The organism is Lewinella sp. JB7 (assembly GCF_024297185.1).
Taxonomy (GTDB): Bacteria; Bacteroidota; Bacteroidia; order Chitinophagales; family Saprospiraceae; genus Neolewinella.
The window spans coordinates 801,469-821,542 of sequence record NZ_JANCTD010000001.1 but is presented as its reverse complement, the minus strand read 5'-3'; the positions used below and the strand labels follow the sequence as shown (position 1 = coordinate 821,542).

The window sequence follows — 20,074 nt, the reverse complement described above, 5'->3', positions numbered from 1 at the left end:
GGAAGAAGGTCGAAAGGTCCGATACCGGCTTTATTGCCAAATTTGCGACCGGTAGGGCCGGACGAAAACTACGGGCCTCCCCCGTGACTTCTGTACCTTTACCTCCCAACCAATTACCTCTCCTTGACCAACACTTCCCTTACCTCCACCGAAATTCTTGCGCACCTCGTATCCTTTCCCGTGCTCGGCGGCCAGAGCAACCTCCCGATCCTTCGGTGGATCGAACGCTATCTGACCGACCTTGGGGTGGAATACACGCTGGTGCCGAATGCGGACGGTACCAAAGCCTGTCTGCACTGCCGCATCGGCCCGGCCGTGGACGGAGGCGTGATCCTTAGCGGGCATCTGGACGTGGTTCCGACCGAAGGGCAACCCTGGGATACCGACCCCTTCACGCTCGTCCGGAAGGACGACAAACTCTTTGCCCGGGGTAGTTGCGACATGAAGGGATTCATCGCCTGCTGTCTGGCCTCCGTACCCCGCCTGCAGGCTGCCAATTTGCGGAGACCCGTATACTTCGCCTTCAGTTACGACGAGGAGATCGGCTGCATGGCCGGAGACATCATCGCCGGTGCGATCCGTGATCACTATCCCGAACAGCCTTTGGGAGCTATTATCGGTGAGCCGACGATGTTGCAACCCATGGTCGGTCAGAAGGGCATCATGGTGTACACTACGGAGGTCCGGGGAAGCCAGGGACACAGCAGCCGGATCAAGGAGGAGGTGGATGCCGTGCACGAAGCCGCCCGCCTGATCGTATGGCTGGAGGAAAAAATGGATGCCCTCATCGCCGCCGGGCATACGGACGCCCGATTCTCCCCCGACCATACCAGCATCCACGTCGGTAAAATCGCCGGCGGGTCGGCCTTCAACATCATTGCCAATCACTGCCGTTTCGAGTGGGATTACCGCACGATCCCCCGCGACGACGCCGACCAACTTTTTGCCGATTTCCTCACTTTTTGCCGGCAACGGGAGGAACTACGGCGCAAGATCTATCCCGATTTTTCCATCGAGCACTTCCCCCTCCACCCCTTCGTGCCCCCGCTCGATACCGCCGAGGACGCTCCCATCGTCGATTTGGTCAAGGATATCAGTGGGTGTTCGCGGACCGGCACCGTTGCCTACGCCGCCGAAGCCGGTCAGTTTTCTAATGCCGGCTTTCCCAGCGTGCTTTGCGGTCCCGGTGACATCGCCCAAGCTCACCGCGCCAACGAGTTCGTAGCGATAGACCAGCTGGAAGGGTGTATGATGATGATCGGGCGGCTGATCGATCGGTTGAGCAGTCAGCCGTAGCGTTCGATAAAGGCGGCCTTCTGCCGGAGGTATTCCGGATGCACCTTTGCCTGGTCCCACTTAGCCTTAAAGATTCTCGCCGATTCCGCCTTAACGGGATCTTCCGGTTGCCGCTCCAATTGATCGCGCCCGTGAGCGCCGCTCTGGCCTTTCTTGTCGTCCGGGACCGGGCCGTCATACTTTTTTCCCCCCCGGTAGTTGGCATACCGGCGGCTACGGGTATACCCCATCTGAAGAAATTTGCGAGCCATGTCCGCGCCAACGAATTCCCCCCGATCAAGGTAATTGAGGAACATTTCATAAATTGTATCAGCGGACGCGGTTGCCGCGGGCGGGTCGCGGAAACGCCAGTGCGGCAGTATCTCGGACTTATAGGGCTCTACCAGTAATACCCCCTGCTCGCCGCGCCCGATGGCGTACAGCTCCGGCTGCGAACGCAGATCCAGTTCCTGGTAATTGCGGGTATAATCGAACTTACGCACCCGACTGTAACATAATTTTTGCACCAATTTGTTGACTCGCACGTTAGGCTTATACTATGGATGGGATGTAGCGGGCACCTGCGTGATCGCACATCGACACAACTGAAACGAGATGCGTTATTTCTATTTGTCCTGCTTGCTGCTGCTCGGTTTTGCGCTTACCGCACAGCCAGACGGCACCATTACGCTGGTCAACCCCTCCTTCGAGGACATGCCCCGTGTCGGTGCCGCTCCGAAGGGGTGGACGGACTGCGGCTTTCCGGGCGAGTCGGCCGTCGACATTCAACCCGATCCCCTGCGGGAGTTTAAAGTGGTCAAACCCGCCCAGCACCAGCGCACCTACTTAGGCATGGTGACGCGGGACAATGACACCCACGAGCGCGTCGGTCAGCGGATGAACGTCGCGATGGTCGCCGGCCAGTGTTACGAGCTGCGGCTGCAACTCGCTCGGTCGGAGCTGTATATGTCCAAAAGTCGCCTGACGGATAACGACGAGAACTACGTAAATCCCATCAAGCTGCGTATCCGGGGTGGCTTTGACGTATGCGATATCGGCGCGGTGATGGGCGAAAGCCCCCTCGTGACCAACTGGAACTGGCGGGAGTATCGCATTAAGCTAAAGCCTCAGCAGAACTACACCTACATCGTGCTGGAGGCCTTCTACAAGCAACCCATCCTATTCCCCTACAACGGTAATATTCTCCTCGATAACGTACAGCCCATCACCGTGGTGGCCTGCGACGAAGCTCTCGACGCGCCCCGCCCGGAGGAGCCGGATAGTGACGAGTCGCTCGCGGAGCGGACACCCGAGTCCGAACGATCCGGTACTACCCCATCCGGAGCACGCCCACGCTCGGCGAATGAACAGAAGCCCCAAACACCCAAGGCCCCGGTCGTCGAACTCGGCAACACCCGCGGCGAGCTGAAGATCGGGCAGGTGTTCGAAATCGAAAACATCACCTTCCGGGCCAACAGTGCCGAGCTAGAACCGGAAAGCGAGGCCGCGCTTACCGAGATCGCCGAGTTCTTGCGCCACAATACGGACGTGGTGGTCGAAATTGGCGGGCACGCAAGCTACCGGGCCGGACCGGTGTACGCCAACCGCATCAGTCAGGAGCGAGCTATTTCCGTGATCGACTACCTGCAGTCCCTCAACATCGGCACTTCCCAAATGCTGCCGCGCGGTTACGGAAAGACACGTCCCGTCTGCCTGGAGGACTCCGAGGCGTGCAACCAGCGCAACCAGCGCGTGGAGGTAAAAATTCTTAAAGTCCGCTCAAGCCGGTAGGTTATTGTTGCCCGGATCAGCGGCCCGCCCCCTTGTCTCCCCAACTGCCGCGATCCAGCGTACGGAAATTGATAGCTTCGGCGAGATGAGCCGGCTGAATTTCTACGGAGGCGTCAAGGTCCGCCACCGTACGGGCGACCTTCAGGATCCGGTCGTAAGCCCGGGCACTGAGTTGCAGCTTCTCCATGGCCGTTTTCAGTAAACGATTCCCGGCACTCCCGAGCCGGCAGTACTGACGTACCAGGCGACTGGGCATCTGGGCATTGCAGTAGATTCCGTTCTGATCGGAAAAACGGGATTCCTGAATGAGGCGGGCGGCCTGTACCCGCCCGGCAATGGTAGCGCTGTCTTCCTCTCCGGCGTCAACCGTGGGCATCGTCAGCTTTTCCAGCGGCACGGGTGTCACTTCCACGTGGAGGTCGATACGATCCAGCAGGGGACCGCTGATGCGGTTGAGGTATCGTTTTACGATGCCGGGGGCGCAGACGCAGTCTCGGTCGGGGTGATTGAAGTACCCGCAGGGACAGGGGTTCATGCTGGCAATAAGCATGAAGCTGGAAGGAAACTCAACGGTGATCCGTGCGCGGCTGATGACGATTCGACGTTCTTCCATGGGTTGCCGCATTACTTCCAGGGCGGAGCGCCGGAATTCGGGCAATTCATCGAGGAAAAGTACGCCGTTGTGGGAAAGGCTGATCTCGCCCGGCGAGGGAAAGCTCCCACCACCGACCAGGGCCACGTCGCTAATCGTATGGTGGGGTGCCCGAAACGGTCGGGTCGTAATGAGGGCCGCGTCTTCGCCGAGCGTACCGGCTACCGAATGTATTTTGGTCGTTTCGAGGGCTTCCCGCAGACTCAGGGGCGGCAGGATGGTCGGTAGGCGACGGGCGAGCATGGTTTTGCCCGCCCCGGGCGGACCGATCAGGATCACGTTGTGCCCACCGGCCGCGGCGATGGTCAACGATCGCTTGATGTTTTCCTGCCCCCGTACGTCGCTGAAATCGACGTCGAAGGACATGCGATCCCGGAAGAATTCTTTTCGGGTATCCACCGTAGTCGCGGGGACCGGTATCGTCCCGGTGATAAAATCTGCGGCTTCCCGTAGGGTGCTAAGTCCGTGAACCTCGATCCCGTCCACGATAGCCGCCTCCCGGGCGTTTTCCCGCGGAAGGAGCAGCCCGCGGTAGCCCATCTGACGGGCCTTGATGGCGATCGGCAGGGCTCCCTTGATGGGTCGCAGTTCTCCGCTCAGCGACAACTCCCCCATCATGAGGTAGTTGTTCATCCGGTCGGAGTGGATCTGGCGAGTAGCCCGTAGATACGCCACGGCGATGGGTAGATCGTAGGCGGCCCCTTCCTTGCGCACGTCGGCGGGAGCAAGGTTTATTACCGTTTTGAGGCGAAGGTTCCTGAACCCACTGTTGCATACCGCGGTCTCTACCCGGTAGCTGCCTTCCCGGATGGCGCTGTCGGGAAGTCCGATCACATTATACCAGGGCTTGTTATCGGGTACCAGGCCACCGGCATTGACTTCTACAATGATGGGTTGCGCGTCCACGCCCTGGACGGCACTGGCAAAGGTCTTAACTAACATACGCTACGGTTGGCAGCGCGTTCTCTTCACCGACAATTATACGTCCAATTGTTTTTAATTTCAAAGTTACCCTACAATTAATTTTAAACTACTTTTGCACGTATGCCGAAAGCCCTCTCGGAAAGGTTCATTCAGAATGCCGTCGCCGAGCGGCTGAACGAGACGTACTACCGCCGTCGGTCCGCCTACGTCAGTACGGAGGTATATACCCGACTGAAGCGTGCCGACGTTCTGCTGGCATTTTTCCGCACCCGGGGCCGGCCCTACGTGGTGGTCGTGGAGGCGAAGGGCCGCACGACCATTCACCAACTGAAGTTGCGGGACAATCCGGACAAAGCCGCGTGGACGGGTCGGCTACTCGCGCTGATACTGATCGCCGGACTGTCCGGATTCCTGGGCTACGAATGGTACTTCAATGCCGTGAATACCGCCCTCCTGATGGCACTCTTCGTCGCGGGGACGCTCGCGATCACCGCGTTGATCAAACGATTGCGACTCAGCGTTACCCGGTCCATCTCCGCCATCGAGCAGTTAGGACGTTACCCCGCCAACGAAAGCTGGATCGCGGTCGGTCACGACACCTTCGTAAATCGGGGTGAGTTTACGGTACTCCGCGCTCAGTGCCGTAAGAACGGGGTGGGCCTGCTGGTCGTCGACGAGCGGGGGCGCCTCACGCGCCACGAATTGCCCCGGCCCCGCCATATTTTTAACGACTATCTGTCGCGCTACGGCCGGCGGGAGGAGATTCTGCAGGTGATGGAGCGAAGCCCCGTCTACGGCCCTACCCCTCCGGAGCGCAGACAGAACCGGAGACGGTTCGCTAACATCTTCCTACTGCTATGCACTACCGGCCTCCTCGTGCTGCTGGTGTACGAGCGGAACTACGGATCGGTGGTACCAGACCCCTTTGCTAACCCCCGTTTTGATAGCCCCGAAGCGGTGACGATCGGTGAACGGTCTGCGGAGCTACCGCAAGCATCTCCCCCGAGTGACGGCACGGCACCCGCGGCCCCGCCCTCCGCATTTTGTCTTTCCGACGGGCAGCAGCCGGCGTACGTGGTAGTGGATGCGATCTTGCCGCGGGAGGAAGCCGATGTCCGGATCGCGCAATTGACGGCCGCCGGCCTACGGGGACACCGGCGCCTGGACGGAGAATGCTTGGAGGAGGGCAGCGCGCCCGGCATGGTTGTCGTGTATACCGGGAAGACGTACGCTACGGCGGCGGATGCCGTGTTCGCGGCGGAGCGCTACGGAGCATTGCTGAGGGATCTCGGACAATCCGTTCTACTGGGAGAAAGTCGGGAAGTGCGGTAAGGGGGCGATTTAGGTCCGTGCAGCCAATATTTAGGACCGAAAACGGGTTAGTACCCCGAACCTGCTACGTCCATATTTGGATCCGCAGCTTCGCATAAAATTCTTGCTCGTGAACGTTTTTACCTTTCTTACCCGGGCATTTGCCCGCTTGTTTCCCACGCATTCTCCCGTTTGTCCGGTACGTCAACCGATCCGCGATAGTCGACAACACGGACCGCTTCAGCGCCGGCCGCAGCGGTAAGGCTCACCATCTACAAAATTCCCCAGTGAAGGGACCGTCCGGAGAGCAAAGTCTTACTCCGGGTAGTTAGCGTAGTGGCGATTGCCGTGCACTTGCAGACACTCGCCATCGTCTTTGGGGATGCACAAACGACACTTATCGCTATGTGAACGCGATATTTGTTACGACAAATGATCCGCAGGCTGAACTGGGAACAAAAAAACGTCCGCCCCGAATCACGGGGCGGACGCCGTTAAGTTTAAAACCGAAATTTGTTCAAAGTGTCAAAATGTAGCCTATAAAATCTTACACAAAGAACAGGATTTTCGACAATCTCCGTATTCACAATTGTTAAAAACAGGGTAGAAATATGACCTATTTCATACTTTGTTTGATCCGGCTGAGGGACTGCGGGGCTACTCCGATGTAGTTTGCGATGATTCCGGCGGGAATATGGGCCGAGAACAGGGGATGACGTTCCCGGAAGTAGAGGTAGCGGTCGCGGGCCTTTAGCGGCAGCATGGCCGATTTTTCGTTGATGAGGGTGATGAGATGCCGTATGGCGATATCCTGGAGGAAGGTGAACGTCTTCAGATCGCTCTTCACGACCGCCTGATGGTGTTGGTCGATCACGACGAGTTGGCAGTCGGTGATGCACTCGGCGGTAAGTTCCGAGGGTCGTTGGTAGAGGATGGCGCTGACGCAGCCTACGAAATCCCGGGGTCCGGCAAGGATTTTTTCTATCGTATTCCCGTTTTCGTCGGTGGCGTAGAGGCGTACGTAGCCGGAGAGCAGGTAGAACGCATCGGGCAGGGCATCCCCTTCCGCGAAGAGCACATCCTTACTCCGACAGCGGCGTTGGTGCAACTGATGGGCAAAACAATCGGCGAGCGCCGGGTCCACGCCCACCCGCACTAATTTTTCGATTATCGGTCTGAATACTTCACTGTTCATCCTGTGTCAACTAATACTCTAGGACCGCCAACACTGACGGCCCGGGTGATTCGACCGGGCAAAAGCCACCGCTCGAAATTACAAGTTACGCAACCTTAACATTACCACATTCTCCACGTGGCTCGTGTGCGGGAACATATCGACCGGCCGCGCCCGTTGCACGACGTACTTCGGGTCGAGAGCCGCCAAGTCCCGCGCCTGGGTCGCGGGATTACAACTGACGTACACGATCCGGGGGGAAGCGAGTTCCAGAAGCATATCCACGACCTTCGGGTGCATTCCCGCGCGGGGGGGGTCGGTGATGAGTACGTCGGGGCGACCGTGGCGTTCGGCAAATTCGGGGGTAAGGATGTCCCGGACGTTGCCGGCGTAAAAGGTGGCATTTTCGATGCCATTAAGCGCGGCGTTGGTATTCGCGTCGTCGATGGCGGCTGCGATCTCCTCAATTCCAACCACCTGGCGGCAGCTATCCGCTACGTAGAGCGCGATGGATCCAATTCCGGTGTAAAGGTCGTATACGTTCTCCTGGCCCGTCAGTCCGGCGAAGTCCCGGGTGATGTTGTAGAGTTCCTCGGCCTGGGCCGTATTGGTCTGGAAGAAGGACTTCGGCCCGATCCGGAAGTTCACGTGGCCCAACCGTTCGGTCACGTAGGGCGGACCGGCGTAGGAGATCATCTCCAGGTCCATTAAATATTCGTTGATCTTGGGGTTGATGCAGTAGAAGAGGCTGGTAATCTCTTCGCCGAAGCGGGCGAGGGCGGCGTCGAGAAAGCGCCGGATCGTTTCCTGGTCGTCGGTGTAGAAGGCGATGACCAGCATACACTCTCCGGTCGTGGTGGTGCGGACCATCATCTGGCGGAGCAGGCCGGTTCGTTCCCGCATATCGAAGAACGGTACGCCCAGTTCAGTGGCCAGCGCGCGCAGTCCGTTGCGGAGCTCATTACTCGGACCGTGTTGGAGGTGACAGTGCTCGATCTGGATCAGTTTGTCGTAAGCCCCCGCCTTGTGGAAACCGATCACGGGCACTTCGTTCGTGATGTCGGTCCCCACCTCTTCGGAAGTTAGCCACCGCCGGTTGGCGCAGCCGAATTCGAGTTTGTTGCGGTAATAGCGGGTGTTTTCGCTGCCGAGGATGGGTTGCCACTCCTCCACGTCTACCTTACCGAGGCGACGGAAGGCGTCCCGTACGATTTGTTCCTTCTCCCGGAGCTGACCCGCGTAGCTGAAGTGTTGCCACTTGCACCCTCCGCATACGCCGAAGTGTTGGCAGAAGGGTTCCACCCGTTCGGCGGAGCGCTGGATGAAGCGGGTGGGCGCGGTAAAGAGCACCTTTTTCTTTTTCCGGAAGGGCCGTACGTCCACGACGTCGCCCGGGGCAACGTCCTCGACGAAGACCGTCATCCCCTCCGGAGTTTTGCCCACGCAGAAGCCCTTATCGGCCAGGGCGGTGATGGTTACGTTTTCGATGCGCTCGGGCATCCGGTTTTTTCTGCGGCGGGCCATAATTCGGAAATATGCGGGGCGGGGCCCGGTACTGGGGGGCAAAAGTACTATACCACGAACTGCCGCAGGTAATCGTGGCTCTGCCGCAGCGAGCGCTTGCGCAACTCCAGGTCCCCTTCGTAGGCACGGTCCTCTACTTCGACGCACACCGGTCCCCGGTAGCCGGCGTCCGTTAGGTGACTGAAAAACTTGCCCCAGTCCACGTCGCCCAGACCGGGCAGTTTCGGGGTATGCCACTGGCCGGGGTGGGAAAAGATGCCGTGGCGGTCGAGTCGGTCGCGGTCGATGCGCAGGTCCTTGGCGTGAACGTGGATCATCCGGTCGGGGTAGTCCCGGAAGGGACGGGTGTAATCCATGTGCATCAGCACGAGATGGCTGGGATCGTAGTTCAGTCCCCAGTTTGCCGAAGGGATGTCCCGCCACATCCGCTCCCATATTTCGGGACTCACGGCCAGGTTGTTGCCGCCCGGCCATTCATCGGCGGTAAATCGCATAGGGCAGTTCTCGATGCCGATGCGCACGCCGAGCTCGTTCGCCCGCGCGACGATGGGCCGCCACACGGCGAGGAAATCGCCCCACTGGGCCTCCACCGTGCGGTCCTTGTCCCGGCCCACGAAGGTGGTTACCGTATGGATCCCGAGGTCGGCGGCCGCCTGGAGAAGGTCGTAGAGGTGGTCGATGGCTACCTGAGCCGCTCCCGCGTCCGCGCCCAGCACGTTCGGGTAATAGCCCAGGGAAGAGATGAACACCCCGTGGCGCTCCTGCAGCTCTTTGATGCGGTCAATCTCCGCGCGGTCGAGACGGGAAATGTCGATGTGGGTAACTCCCGCGTACCGGCGTTCGGCCTTTCCGGGAGGCCAGCACATTACTTCCACGCAATCGTACCCGATGTCCGCCGCGGTTTGCAGTACTTCGTCGAGGGACTGGTCGGGGAGGATGGCGGAAACGAAACCGAGTTGCATGATTATTTAGTTTGTCCGAGGGCCACCAAGTTAGCAAAGAGCCGGTAGGCACCGGGGACGCCCGCGGGCAGTTCGCGGAAAAAGCTGTAGCCGGTATACACGAAATGACCCGAACCGTAGCGTGCTACCAGCAGTCCACCCGCGTGTTCCTCCTCGCCGGGATCACTACTGCCGAGTAGGGGGGTATACTCCGGCGCCCACTTGTCGGGGAAGTACAGTCCGCGCTCCTGCACCCAGCCCTCGAAGTCGGCCGCGGTGATCTTGTTGGGAAAGTTGAGAGCGGGATGGTTGGGTGCCAGAATCTTCACCGGCGCTTCCTCCACCGTCACCCGGTCGCGGCTCAGCTCGAGGGGAAAGGGGCCCAGTTCGCTTTCCTTGACCCGCAGCCCCCGGTTGGTGTTGTACTGCACGATGAGCGTCCCGCCCCGGCGTACGTACTCTAGTAAACGGGGTTGGTATACGGGCATACGGGACAGGGTGTTGTAGGCACGTATCCCCACGACAATGGCATCGTACGCACTGAGGTCGCCGATTGATGCCTCCGCATCGGTGAGGATGGTCACGTCGAGCCCGATGGCCGCGAGCGCTTCGGGAATGGCATCGCCGGCCCCCGGCAGGTAACCCACCGTACGGCCGGCCGTCTGGAGATCGACGCGGGCCACGGCGGCGGCGCCACTAAGGTCGGCCAGTTGGGTGGGAATGTGGGGGTGAGCGATGGTCACGAGCTTGCGGGAATAGACGGCGCCGGGGCGGTTCGCGAGGCGTAGTGCCGGGGCGATGCGGCCCTGTGACTGGCCGGATGGGGGGCTCAGCTGAAAGGTATAGAATTGCTCCTGTCCCCGGCGATCGAATTCGATCGACTGCGACGCCGGCTCCGCGCGCCAGCCTTCCGGCACGTCCAGACTCAGGTTGCCCGTGACCCCATCGGTAGCCGCGGTAACCTTAACCGTTACCGGCGCCGCCTGCTCGCTGGTAAAGAGATAACTGGATTCGGTGACCTCGACGAAAACCGGGGGCAACACTTCGAATGGCTGAAATTGCTCCCCGTCCACGGGGTCGGTGTAATGGTAGCGCGCCGGGCGGGTCAGGTGGATGGGCTGTCCGTTCACGTCGATCGTGAATTGAACGTTGACGGGATCTTCCCCCTCCGCCCGGCCGCGCAGGCTTTGGTCGGCCACCCGGTACATCCCCAGTTGCCACTCGTCCTGTAGCCAGTAGGGGCCACTGAGCTGATCGTCCCGCAACACCGTATGTAGGGTATCGCGGTGGGGACGGCCGGCGGCGAGGCGGATCTGCGGAGCGGTAGCGGACTTCGGATCCTGCGCTTCCGCGAAGGCGATCCGCCGGAGCTGCACCCGAAGGTCGCTGCGGTTAGTGACTTCCACCTCTACGGTCAGGGTATCCCCGGGGGCGGCCATACGGGAGTCCACCGTAGCCGCGAGATAGAGACCCAGTGCACCGGCAATGATGTCGTCGAGCTCGGCCAGTTTAGTCGTTTTCCAGAAGCCGTCGTCCAGCACGGCGATCCGCCGGCGCACCTCCAGCAGGGCGGGTACCGAAGCCGCCGGATCGTCGAAGTCGAAATCGTGCTCGATCTTCTCGAGCGCCGGACCGATGGCCCGTCCACCGGCTACCCGGGACCAGTCGGTCGTGATCCCGGCAAAGGGGTCGTTGTCCACCCCGTTCGTGCTTCCGGCAAGGCGTTCCAGGCGTTCGGTGTAGGGTTCCCGGCTGCCGGACGCGCCGAAGCCCTGACTCTTGTGCTGGCTCCGGCTGCGGGCCGCAATTTCCGCTACGTTCTCTCCGAGTTTCGGCAGGTAGGTACCGATATCGACGGTAATGACGTCGTTAGAATCAACATAAGCGGGCAGGGTATCCCGGCCCCAGCTGTAGGCATTCCAGAACAGCCGTTCGGGCTGCCAGGGCTCTACGTACGCCAGCTGTTCGGGAAAGGCTTCGGGATCGCCGGCCAGTTCGAAGGCTTCGCGACCGATGATGGCCGAGGCCGTATGGTGGCCGTGGGTGGAGCCCGGGGCGCGGGGGTCGAACCGCAGGATCATGATGTCGGGGCGCTGCTGGCGGATTACCCACACCGCGTCGGCGAGGACTTCCTCCTTGTCCCAGATATTAAAGGTTTCGTCGGGGTGCTTGGAGTAGCCGAAATCATTGGCCCGGCTGAAGAACTGCTTCCCGCCGTCGATTCGGCGTGCGGCCAGCAGCTCCTGGGTACGCGTAAGTCCCAGCAGTTCGCTGATGTCGGGTGCGATCAGGTTCTGCCCCCCGTCGCCGCGCGTCATGCTGAGGTAGCCCGTTTCCACCTTTTCCACGTTGGCCAGGTAAGCGATCATGCGGGTATTCTCGTCGTCGGGATGGGCGGCCACGTAAAGGGCCGAACCCAGCACCCCCAGTTTCTGGATGGCCGCGTGCAGTTCCCCGGAGGTCGGTTGCCGGGGGGGCTGCCCCGGCAGGGCGGTCACGAAAAGGAGGGCGGAAAGTAAAGAGAGGATGCGCACGCTCGATGAGTTAAGGACGAAAACAATGGGGACGGTACTTCCGTAAAGGTACTTTTAACCCAACACTGCACCACCGGTTTAGTATATCCATGCTCAGTCAAATCAAACGATCTATAGGGGATGTCGCTCAACTGCCCGCCTACTGGAAGCAGTGTCGCTCCGCTCGCCGACGGATGTCGTGTACGGTGCGCCGGATTGCCTACGGTCCCCACCCGCGGCAGTATTACCTGCTGCTCGAACCCGCGGACGCGCAGCCCGACGACGAACGCCCCTGGGCCTTCTACCTCCACGGCGGCGCCTGGACCTTCGGCACCCCGGAGGCGTTCCGGCCCGCCGCCCGGCCCTGGCTCGCCCGTGGCTTCCGGGTGGTACTGCCCAGCTACCGCAGGCCGCCCCGCTTCTCCCTGGCGGATATCGTAACGGACTGCCGGGCGGTGATCGCCCACGTCGCGGCCGGCGGCTCGCCCCTGTCCGTACCCCAGATTGCCGGCATCAGCGCCGGGGGTCACCTGGCCGCCCTCCTTGCCCTGCATCCCTCGTGGTGGACGGAAGTCGGCTGGCCCGCCGGTCCGGACCGTGCCCTGCTCTGCGCCGCGCCCCTCGATCTTTCCCTCCTACGACCGGCCGCCCTCTTTGGCCGCCACGCCGACTGCGACCCCCTCCGCCTTCTCGCTCACGCCGGTGCCGTCCGCTGGTTTCTCTTACACGGTACGGCGGACGGGATGGTCGACTACGCGCACGCCCGGTCTTTCACCAGCCGGGTGCCGCATGCCAGTCTCCGCACCATCCCCGGTGGGGGACATCTGGACGCCGGCCGGTGGACCTACGACGATGCCGACCCCCACGCCGGGCCCATCGCCGATTTTATCCGTTGAGCCGGGCCAGTCCTTCCTGCGCCAGGGCAAAATCCGGGGACATCCGCAGGGCCGTTTCGTAGTCACGCCGGGCGGCGGCGGCGTCGCCCATCAGTTCGCTCGCGTAGCCCCGGTAGAAGTACGCGCGAATGTGGATGGGGTCGTTTTTGATGGTAATGTTAAACTCGTCGTGGGCCCGGGCTACGCTATCCAGTTCCATCAGGAGCAGTCCGGCGTTGAAGTTACCGGCCACGTACTGGCGGTCAATCGTGCTGGCGCGCCGGTACTCGGTAATGGCCAGCTCCAGGTCGCCGGCATCCCGGTAAAAGTCCGCCCGCGCGTGGATGGCGATCACGTCACTCGGGTCGATGTCCACCGCGGCGTCAAAGTAGTCGACGGCGCGGGGGTCGCCCCGTTCGGCCATCAGTTGCCCGAGCAGCAGGTAGGCGTCGGTCATATCGGGATCGATCTGGGTCGCTTCTTCGGCGGCGTTGGTGGCCCGTACCGTATCGCCGGTCTCCGCAAAGACCTGGCTCAGCAGGTAGTAGGCTTCCGGATTACGGGGATCCAGGCGTACGGCCTCATTCAGACTGGCGATCGCGTCGTCGTACTGCTTCAGGATCAGTTGCGTTTCGGCCAGCCGCAGTTGGGTCTCGAGCGCGTCGGGGTCAAGTCTGGCGGCCCGTTCGAGGGTGCGGAGGGCCAGCCGGCTGCGGTAGTAATCGAGGTATACGTCGGCTAGCCGGTAGTGGTAGTCCAGGTTCGTGCTGTCGAGGGAGAGGGCCGTAGTCAGGTCGGTGATGGCGTAATCGTAGTTCTCCAGGTCGTAGAACATCGAGGCCCGCTGAGCATAGAGATCGGCCGATCCGGGCCGTTGCTGGATGAGCGCGCTCAGGCGGTTGATGCCCGGATCGCCGGAGGCGGGGGCCGGCGCCGGGTCCGTTTCTTCGCCGCCGCAGGCCAGCAATAGCAGGGTCAGGAAAAGCGGAAGGAGGCAACGGTAAGGCAACTTTGTGTTTTTTTGGGTTATGGTTTTCATGCGGGTCGGTCAAGCAGTTAACGCCCGAGCAAAATAAATTCCTATGCCGACTTCCGACGCTCCCCTCATCGAATGCGTAGCCAACGTGAGCGAGGGGCGTAAGCTCTCCGTGCTGGACCGGATGTCGCGCGCGATCAACGAGGTGGAGCATTGTCACTTGCTGCACCGGGACGTCGGTCACGGCGCGCACCGGACGGTATTCACCTTCGCCGGTCCGCCGGAAGCGGTGTATGAGGCCGCCTTCCATCTGTACCGCGTTGCCGAGGAGGATATCGATATGCGGCAGCACCGGGGCGCTCACCCGCGGAGCGGAGCCGTCGACGTGTGCCCCTTCGTGCCGGTGGCAAACATTTCGCTGGAGGAGGTGGCGGCGGGGACGCGGGAGCTGGCCAACCGGATCGGTGAACGATTCGGACTTCCCGTTTACCTGTACGAAAGCAGTGCCTCCAAGCCGCACCGTAGTAGTCTGGCAGCCGTCCGGCGCGGGGAATACGAAGGCCTGACGGAGAAGTTAAGTCATCCCGACTGGCAGCCGGACTTCGGACCCGCCCTGCCCCACCCTAGCCTGGGGGCAACGATCATGGGCGCCCGCCCCTTTCTGATCGCCTGGAACATCAACCTGGCGCCCGAAGCTACCCTGGCGCAGGCCAAACAACTGGCCGCCCGCCTGCGGGGCAGTGGGGGCGGCGGCAGACCGGGACTGTTTCCGGGACTACGCGCCATCGGCTGGTACATAGAGGAATACGGATGCTGTCAGATCAGTTGCAACGTGGTGGACGCCGAACGCGTCAGCCTCACCCGGGTATACCTGACGGCTACGAATCTGGCCGCCGAAATGGGTATCAGCGTCACGGGTTCCGAATTGATTGGATTAGTACCCGCACGGCACCTGCGCGCCGCCGCCCGCAACTTTTGCTTTTCCGGAGGCTACGAAGCGGAAATGGAAACGGCGGTCACCGTGCTCGGCCTGAACGATCTGATACCCTTTAACTGGCGTGAGCGTGTGTTGGAAGAGGTATATCGTGCTGCCGCGCAAAGAGCTCATCGGAACCAATGAAATACGTCTGTCCGTTCCGCATGCGGATGCACACGCCGCGACGCCCTCCGAAGTCGATGCAACTGAAACTGGAAGAAGGATGCGCCAGGGCACCGGACCAACGGGCCGAGGGAGCGACGTCGACGAACTTACAGTCGACGATTTCCGAGGTGGGGAGTTTGAGCTTACGTCCCAGCACGCCCTTCAGGCGAACCTTAAGGTGTTTGTCGTTGATCTTGATGCGCAAACGGGAGCGATAAACCATGTACCATCCGGTCGCGATCGCCAGCGCGATGAGGCCCGTCATGGCCCACTCCCGCGCGTCGGCACCCGCAAATACGGACATTCCGATGCGGTATCCGACCAGGCCGGTCATGAGAAAAAGCAAAATGAGGAGCCCGGGATTGCGAAAGCGCTGTTCTTCTTTATAGTAGGTCATGGGCAGGGTGGTTGCGTACTGGTGAAGTATTACAACGTTACTGCTTTAACCTTAGTTTACCTAGAGTTTACATTGAGTTAACATTAACAATGTCGTAACCCTTGCCGTCCGACAACTAATCCATCCGCGGACCGACCTAGTTTTTCACGATTCGAAGTTCCACTCCTCCCCACCGCAGCAGGTACATTCCCCGGGGAAGGGCGGCGGTGGCCAGGACGATCCGTTCATCGGAGCGCTCCCGTAACTCCACCAGATGGCTCACTTCGCGTCCCTGCAGATCGAAAATGCGGGGGGTATCCGTGACGGCACCCACACCCTCCACGGTTAACTGATCACCAAAGGGGTTGGGAAAGGTGGCGATGGAGCCCGTGGTTTTCCGCCAGGTGACTTCCACCACCGTACTGAGGTGCTCGGTGCCGTCAAAATCGACCTGCACCAGGCGGTAGAAAGCGTTGCCCGGCAGCGGATCGGCATCGGTAAACGTGAAGGCGGCGTAGGCTTGGGTAGTCCCGTTACCGGCGACCTCCCCGATGTCCTTCCACGACTTGCCGTCCGGGGAGCGCTCGATCCGGAAGTAGTCGTTCTCCGTTTCGGCGGCTACGTCCCAGAACAGCTCTACCGACGTAGCCTTCCCCTCTCCCCGGAAGGTAAGCCAATCGACGGGGGCGGCGGCATCGACTACCGTCAGTGCCAGTACGTTTCCGCTCAACTGGAGGCACGCGGGCGTACCGCCGTTGTCCTGAATGCTCGTGGGGGTTTCGGTAATGAAGGACTCTTCCTGCACCAGCAGCGTATCGTAGTTGACGCCGTGGATTTCGTAGTTCCCGGTCGGCAGACTGCGAAAATCGCCGGTGGGGCTGATGGCCGTGATCGCGTTGCCGTTGGCGGTGTCCGCGGCTATGTAGATGTAATCGTAGTTGGCGGCGAAGTCTTCCCCGGTATACATCACGGGGTCCGCACCGACGCTCGCTTCGATGTCGAGCGAGTAGGAAAAGGGATAGCTCGGCATTCCCGAGGCAGTGGGGGCCACCATGACGTAGTAAGTGGTACCCAGTTCGAGATCGACGGTGACCTCCAGACGGTTAATGCCCGTCGCCTGATTAAAGCTGGCCGCCAGCCAGTTGGGTCCGCAGTCCGCAGTGGGATCGAAGGAGTCCTTAAACACGGTGAACAACAGGGTATTCTGGGACCCCGGATCCTTGCTGAAGGTCACCGTCGCGCTTCGGTTGGGAATGAGCCGGTACACGTCGTAGCGGGTGTTATGCGACGCTCCGCTGCGATCGGCGACCAGACAGGCCTCGGGAGACCCGCCGTCGGATTTAAACACTTTCGTGGTCTGGAGGTCCGCCCCGTCGACCTGACCGCTGAGGGGAAAGCTAACGACGGGACCGGTCTGGTAGCCGAGGGTCAGGTTGGTTTGGTCGCTGCCGCTTTCCGCCGCGAAGGGCAGGTCATCGGCGGATATCTGACTATCGACCGCGTCGCAGGGAGGTTGGGCGGATAGCAGGGAGAGAAATAGAGAGAGGACGGCCGTCGCCGACCATTTGGGGTTGTGTATGCAGTTCATAGTAATCTGTACAAATAAAAACACCGCGTGCGAGGGACCAATAGGGCCGTTTCGCAATCCGGGCCGCAAATTACTAACAATACGATAGGGGGCTTCCCGGGTTGGCCGCAGAAGTGTTAAACTTGTTCTTTAATCGCCCATCCATGAAGATATCTTACCTCCCGTTCCTTGTACTCTGCATAAGCTTAGTCGCCTGCCGGACAGAGACCCCCGTCGGAAGTCAGTCGACCATCGTCGACTCCGCCACGCCCTGGCTGACCGGCTTCGAGAAGCCGGCGGAAAACCCCATCCTGAGGGCCGACAGCAGCTATTCTTTCGTGGATCCCATCACGGAAAAGCCGGTGCGGTGGCAACGCGCGGATGTGTTTAACCCAGGCGCCGTCGTCAAAGGCGATAGCGTGTACCTGCTCTTCCGCGCCGAAGACAACCCCCGCGCCATCCTGGGGCGCCGCACCAGCCGGATCGGCCTGGCGGCCAGCGCCGACGGTATTCACTTCGAGCGCCACCCCCAGCCGGTCCTGTACCCGGACCGCGACAACAACCGGGCGTTCGAGGAACCCGGCGGTTGTGAGGACCCCCGCGTAGTGGAAATGAAAGACGGCCGTTACCTCATGCTGTACACCGGCTGGAACCAGGACGTTGCCCGCCTCTGTTCCGCTACTTCCGACGACCTCCGGACCTGGGTAAAGCACGGCCCCGTCTTTCAGGAAGCCTACGGTGGTAAGTTTCACGATACCTGGTCAAAATCCGGCTCCGTGGTCTGCAAACTCGACGCCGACGGACACCTGGTCGCTACCCCGATTAATGGTAAGTACTGGATGTACTGGGGAGACGCCGTAGTGGGACTCGCCCATAGCGATAACCTCCTCGACTGGACCCCCGTACTTAATCCCGACTCCACGCTCTACGATCCCCTACCCCGCCGCCCCGGCACCTTCGACAGCGGTCTCAGCGAACCCGGTCCACCCGCCCTACTGACCGACGCGGGAATCCTGGTCCTGTACAACGGCAAGAACGAAATGACGGATTCCCTGCGCTACATGGGCGCCGGCCCCGGAGCGTACTGCGGCGGACAGGCCCTGTTCAGCGCTTCCGACCCCACCCAGTTGCTCGACCGGATGGAAGAACCCTTCATCTGCCCCTCCCTTCCCCACGAGGTGAGCGGGCAGTATGCCTCGGGTACGACCTTCATCGAAGGTTTGGTGTACTTCAAGGAAAAGTGGTTTCTCTACTACGGAACGGCGGACTCCATGGTCGGCGTTGCGGTCCGCGATTAATATTGCCGGCCGTAACAAACTCGCCCTAATTTTGCCACCTTTCCGAACACTCCGGTAGAAAATACCGGAAAATGCTCATTTTTTAGAATTTTGGAGGGTAACTTGCGATCGTCAAATGACGCCTAACCAACCCTTCTCTCTATGAAATTGAGACCTTTACTCATCCTCGGCCTCGTGGCCGTTACCAGCTTCCTGTCCGCCCAGCGCAACTGCGGATCCATGGAATACCTGCAGCAGCAGATCATCGACAATCCAACCCGGGAGCTGCAACTCGAGCGTATCGAACGCTTTACCGAACAGTACGACACCCGCATGGAAAAAGCACTGTCGGGGGGTATACTGACGATACCGGTGATCGTGCACGTCGTGTACGGGAACAGCACCGAGAACATCTCCGACGCCCAGATCGCCAGTCAGATCGCCGTACTGAACGATGACTTCCGTCGCCTCAATGCCGACCAGAGCAATACCCCGGCCGACTTTCAACCCGTCGCCGCGGATACCGAGATCGAATTCTGCCTCACCCAGACCATCCGCAAGTCCACCACCCGGAGTAGCTTCGGAACGAACGATGACGTCAAGTCATCGGCAGCCGGAGGTTCCGATGCCGTTACGCCTACCCAGGCCATGAACGTCTGGATCTGCGAGATCGGCGGCGGCATCCTCGGCTACGCTCAGTTTCCCGGCGGGGCGGCCGCTACCGACGGTATAGTGCTCGACTACCGCTACGTGGGGACCACCGGCACCGCCACGGCCCCGTTCAATCTGGGACGAACGGCCACCCACGAGGTCGGCCACTGGCTCAACCTACGCCACATCTGGGGCGACGGTGGGTGCAACGTCGATGATTTCGTTGCCGACACCCCCACCGCCGGTGGCCCGAACTACACCGGCGGAAGCTGTACCTATCCGGGTCCCAACAGCTGCCGGCCGAAGGGTAAGAACGGCGGGGACGACCTGCCCGACATGTTCCAGAACTACATGGACTACTCCGACGACGGCTGCATGAACCTCTTCACCACCGGCCAGAAGGATCGCATGTGGGCGGCCATCTCCGCGGCCCGCCCCGAGCTCATGTCGGCCACCTGCGACGGTACCACGGCACCCCCGCCACCGCCCACCGAACCCCCGACGGCCGAGAACTGCGACGCCCCCACCGGACTGAGCAGTTCGCGCGGCAAGGGTGGTCGTGAGATGACCCTGTCCTGGAACCCGGCAAGTGGCGCGCTTAGCTACTACGTGGAAATCTTCGACGGCGGCAGCCTCTACGCTTCCGGATCGGTCAGTGGCACCTCGGCTTCCGTCAACGTAAACAAGAATACGACGTACACCTACCGGGTCCGGTCTACCTGCACGGCGGGCGCCGTTTCCGGCTGGACGGAAGGCAGCGGCAGGACCGCGCGGCTCACCGCTACCTCCGAGCGGGAACTCGGGGTTTTCCCCAACCCGACCGACCGGCACGAGGTCACCGTTACCTGGAGTCTGAACTCGGCCACTCTTGCCACGCTCGCTCCCACCCTGACCTCCGGTCCGGCCGGCCGCATCCGCGTGGAACTGCGGGACCTGACCGGTCGCCTGTACCGGGAGTTGAATGTCGCGGATACCGGACAAACCTCGGTGAGCGTCGGTGATCTGGCCGGCGGAGTTTACCTCATCACCGTCAGTGACGAAGAGGGATATAGCGTAAGCACCCGTCTGGTGAAGCTGTAACGCTGCAACGAACACCTGACCTACGG

At 61.0% G+C, this 20,074-nt stretch carries 16 protein-coding genes; 7 read left to right on the top strand and 9 right to left on the bottom strand.

Annotated features, from left to right (window positions below; all coding sequences use genetic code 11):
* Positions 1-123: 123 nt before the first annotated feature.
* The gene (gene argE, locus NMA52_RS03020) at positions 124-1,296 is read left to right on the top strand and encodes an acetylornithine deacetylase (protein ID WP_254826159.1); all 1,173 of its coding nucleotides are present in this window, start codon (positions 124-126) and stop codon (positions 1,294-1,296) included.
* Here argE and NMA52_RS03015 read toward each other — a convergent pair.
* On the bottom strand, positions 1,287-1,778 hold the full coding sequence (locus NMA52_RS03015; RefSeq protein ID WP_254826158.1) for a DUF4385 family protein: 492 nt from the start codon (positions 1,776-1,778) through the stop codon (positions 1,287-1,289). The genes argE and NMA52_RS03015 overlap by 10 nt on opposite strands.
* A gap of 112 nt (positions 1,779-1,890) precedes the next feature.
* Between NMA52_RS03015 and NMA52_RS03010 the strand changes: the two genes are divergently transcribed.
* Positions 1,891-3,066, top strand: coding sequence for an OmpA family protein (locus NMA52_RS03010; protein ID WP_254826157.1), 1,176 nt, complete (start codon positions 1,891-1,893; stop codon positions 3,064-3,066).
* A 16-nt stretch (positions 3,067-3,082) separates the two neighbouring features.
* Here NMA52_RS03010 and NMA52_RS03005 read toward each other — a convergent pair whose 3' ends face one another.
* Positions 3,083-4,660, bottom strand: a complete 1,578-nt coding sequence (locus tag NMA52_RS03005; protein ID WP_254826156.1) for a YifB family Mg chelatase-like AAA ATPase — start codon at positions 4,658-4,660, stop codon at positions 3,083-3,085.
* A gap of 102 nt (positions 4,661-4,762) precedes the next feature.
* On the opposite strand from NMA52_RS03005, the gene NMA52_RS03000 reads away from it, so the two are divergent.
* Positions 4,763-5,974, top strand: coding sequence for a hypothetical protein (locus NMA52_RS03000; protein WP_254826155.1), 1,212 nt, complete (start codon positions 4,763-4,765; stop codon positions 5,972-5,974).
* A 595-nt stretch (positions 5,975-6,569) separates the two neighbouring features.
* Here the strand turns inward: NMA52_RS03000 and NMA52_RS02995 are convergent.
* The 4 genes from NMA52_RS02995 to NMA52_RS02980 form a co-directional block, all read right to left on the bottom strand.
* On the bottom strand, positions 6,570-7,148 hold the full coding sequence (locus tag NMA52_RS02995; protein WP_254826154.1) for a Crp/Fnr family transcriptional regulator: 579 nt from the start codon (positions 7,146-7,148) through the stop codon (positions 6,570-6,572).
* A gap of 78 nt (positions 7,149-7,226) precedes the next feature.
* Entirely contained in the window at positions 7,227-8,651 is a 1,425-nt protein-coding gene (gene rlmD / locus NMA52_RS02990; protein ID WP_254826153.1) for a 23S rRNA (uracil(1939)-C(5))-methyltransferase RlmD, read from the bottom strand.
* A 47-nt stretch (positions 8,652-8,698) separates the two neighbouring features.
* On the bottom strand, positions 8,699-9,613 hold the full coding sequence (locus NMA52_RS02985; protein ID WP_254826152.1) for a sugar phosphate isomerase/epimerase: 915 nt from the start codon (positions 9,611-9,613) through the stop codon (positions 8,699-8,701).
* A gap of 2 nt (positions 9,614-9,615) precedes the next feature.
* A complete protein-coding gene (locus NMA52_RS02980) occupies positions 9,616-12,126 on the bottom strand; it encodes a PIG-L family deacetylase (RefSeq protein ID WP_254826151.1) in 2,511 nt (836 codons plus the stop codon).
* An 89-nt stretch (positions 12,127-12,215) separates the two neighbouring features.
* On the opposite strand from NMA52_RS02980, the gene NMA52_RS02975 reads away from it, so the two are divergent.
* The gene (locus NMA52_RS02975; RefSeq protein WP_254826150.1) at positions 12,216-13,001 is read left to right on the top strand and encodes an alpha/beta hydrolase; all 786 of its coding nucleotides are present in this window, start codon (positions 12,216-12,218) and stop codon (positions 12,999-13,001) included.
* Here the strand turns inward: NMA52_RS02975 and NMA52_RS02970 are convergent.
* Positions 12,991-13,989: a lipopolysaccharide assembly protein LapB gene (locus NMA52_RS02970; RefSeq protein ID WP_254826149.1), complete on the bottom strand. Its 999-nt coding sequence runs from the start codon at positions 13,987-13,989 to the stop codon at positions 12,991-12,993. The genes NMA52_RS02975 and NMA52_RS02970 overlap by 11 nt on opposite strands.
* A gap of 73 nt (positions 13,990-14,062) precedes the next feature.
* On the opposite strand from NMA52_RS02970, the gene ftcD reads away from it, so the two are divergent.
* Complete coding sequence (gene ftcD, locus NMA52_RS02965) at positions 14,063-15,076, top strand: glutamate formimidoyltransferase (protein WP_254826148.1); 1,014 nt, start codon at positions 14,063-14,065, stop codon at positions 15,074-15,076.
* Here the strand turns inward: ftcD and NMA52_RS02960 are convergent.
* A complete protein-coding gene (locus NMA52_RS02960; RefSeq protein WP_254826147.1) occupies positions 15,006-15,494 on the bottom strand; it encodes a hypothetical protein in 489 nt (162 codons plus the stop codon). The genes ftcD and NMA52_RS02960 overlap by 71 nt on opposite strands.
* A 136-nt stretch (positions 15,495-15,630) precedes the next feature.
* A complete protein-coding gene (locus tag NMA52_RS02955; RefSeq protein ID WP_254826146.1) occupies positions 15,631-17,061 on the bottom strand; it encodes a T9SS type A sorting domain-containing protein in 1,431 nt (476 codons plus the stop codon).
* A 143-nt stretch (positions 17,062-17,204) separates the two neighbouring features.
* Here NMA52_RS02955 and NMA52_RS02950 point away from each other — a divergent pair, with 143 nt between their 5' ends.
* Both NMA52_RS02950 and NMA52_RS02945 read left to right on the top strand, forming a co-directional pair.
* Positions 17,205-18,338, top strand: a complete 1,134-nt coding sequence (locus NMA52_RS02950; protein ID WP_254826145.1) for a glycoside hydrolase family 130 protein — start codon at positions 17,205-17,207, stop codon at positions 18,336-18,338.
* 141 nt (positions 18,339-18,479) lie between these two features.
* Positions 18,480-20,048, top strand: coding sequence for a zinc metalloprotease (locus tag NMA52_RS02945; RefSeq protein ID WP_254826144.1), 1,569 nt, complete (start codon positions 18,480-18,482; stop codon positions 20,046-20,048).
* Positions 20,049-20,074: the final 26 nt, after the last annotated feature.

What these genes read in the sequence shown, in the direction of transcription:
- NMA52_RS03010 (WP_254826157.1), top strand. Translation starts at nt 1,891, where the DNA reads ATGCGTTATTTCTATTTGTCCTGCTTGCTGCTGCTCGGTTTTGCGCTT.
- NMA52_RS03005 (WP_254826156.1), bottom strand. Translation starts at nt 4,660, where the DNA reads ATGTTAGTTAAGACCTTTGCCAGTGCCGTCCAGGGCGTGGACGCGCAA.
- NMA52_RS03000 (WP_254826155.1), top strand. Translation starts at nt 4,763, where the DNA reads ATGCCGAAAGCCCTCTCGGAAAGGTTCATTCAGAATGCCGTCGCCGAG.
- NMA52_RS02995 (WP_254826154.1), bottom strand. Translation starts at nt 7,148, where the DNA reads ATGAACAGTGAAGTATTCAGACCGATAATCGAAAAATTAGTGCGGGTG.
- rlmD (WP_254826153.1), bottom strand. Translation starts at nt 8,651, where the DNA reads ATGGCCCGCCGCAGAAAAAACCGGATGCCCGAGCGCATCGAAAACGTA.
- NMA52_RS02985 (WP_254826152.1), bottom strand. Translation starts at nt 9,613, where the DNA reads ATGCAACTCGGTTTCGTTTCCGCCATCCTCCCCGACCAGTCCCTCGAC.
- NMA52_RS02975 (WP_254826150.1), top strand. Translation starts at nt 12,216, where the DNA reads ATGCTCAGTCAAATCAAACGATCTATAGGGGATGTCGCTCAACTGCCC.
- ftcD (WP_254826148.1), top strand. Translation starts at nt 14,063, where the DNA reads ATGCCGACTTCCGACGCTCCCCTCATCGAATGCGTAGCCAACGTGAGC.
- NMA52_RS02960 (WP_254826147.1), bottom strand. Translation starts at nt 15,494, where the DNA reads ATGACCTACTATAAAGAAGAACAGCGCTTTCGCAATCCCGGGCTCCTC.
- NMA52_RS02955 (WP_254826146.1), bottom strand. Translation starts at nt 17,061, where the DNA reads ATGAACTGCATACACAACCCCAAATGGTCGGCGACGGCCGTCCTCTCT.
- NMA52_RS02950 (WP_254826145.1), top strand. Translation starts at nt 17,205, where the DNA reads ATGAAGATATCTTACCTCCCGTTCCTTGTACTCTGCATAAGCTTAGTC.
- NMA52_RS02945 (WP_254826144.1), top strand. Translation starts at nt 18,480, where the DNA reads ATGAAATTGAGACCTTTACTCATCCTCGGCCTCGTGGCCGTTACCAGC.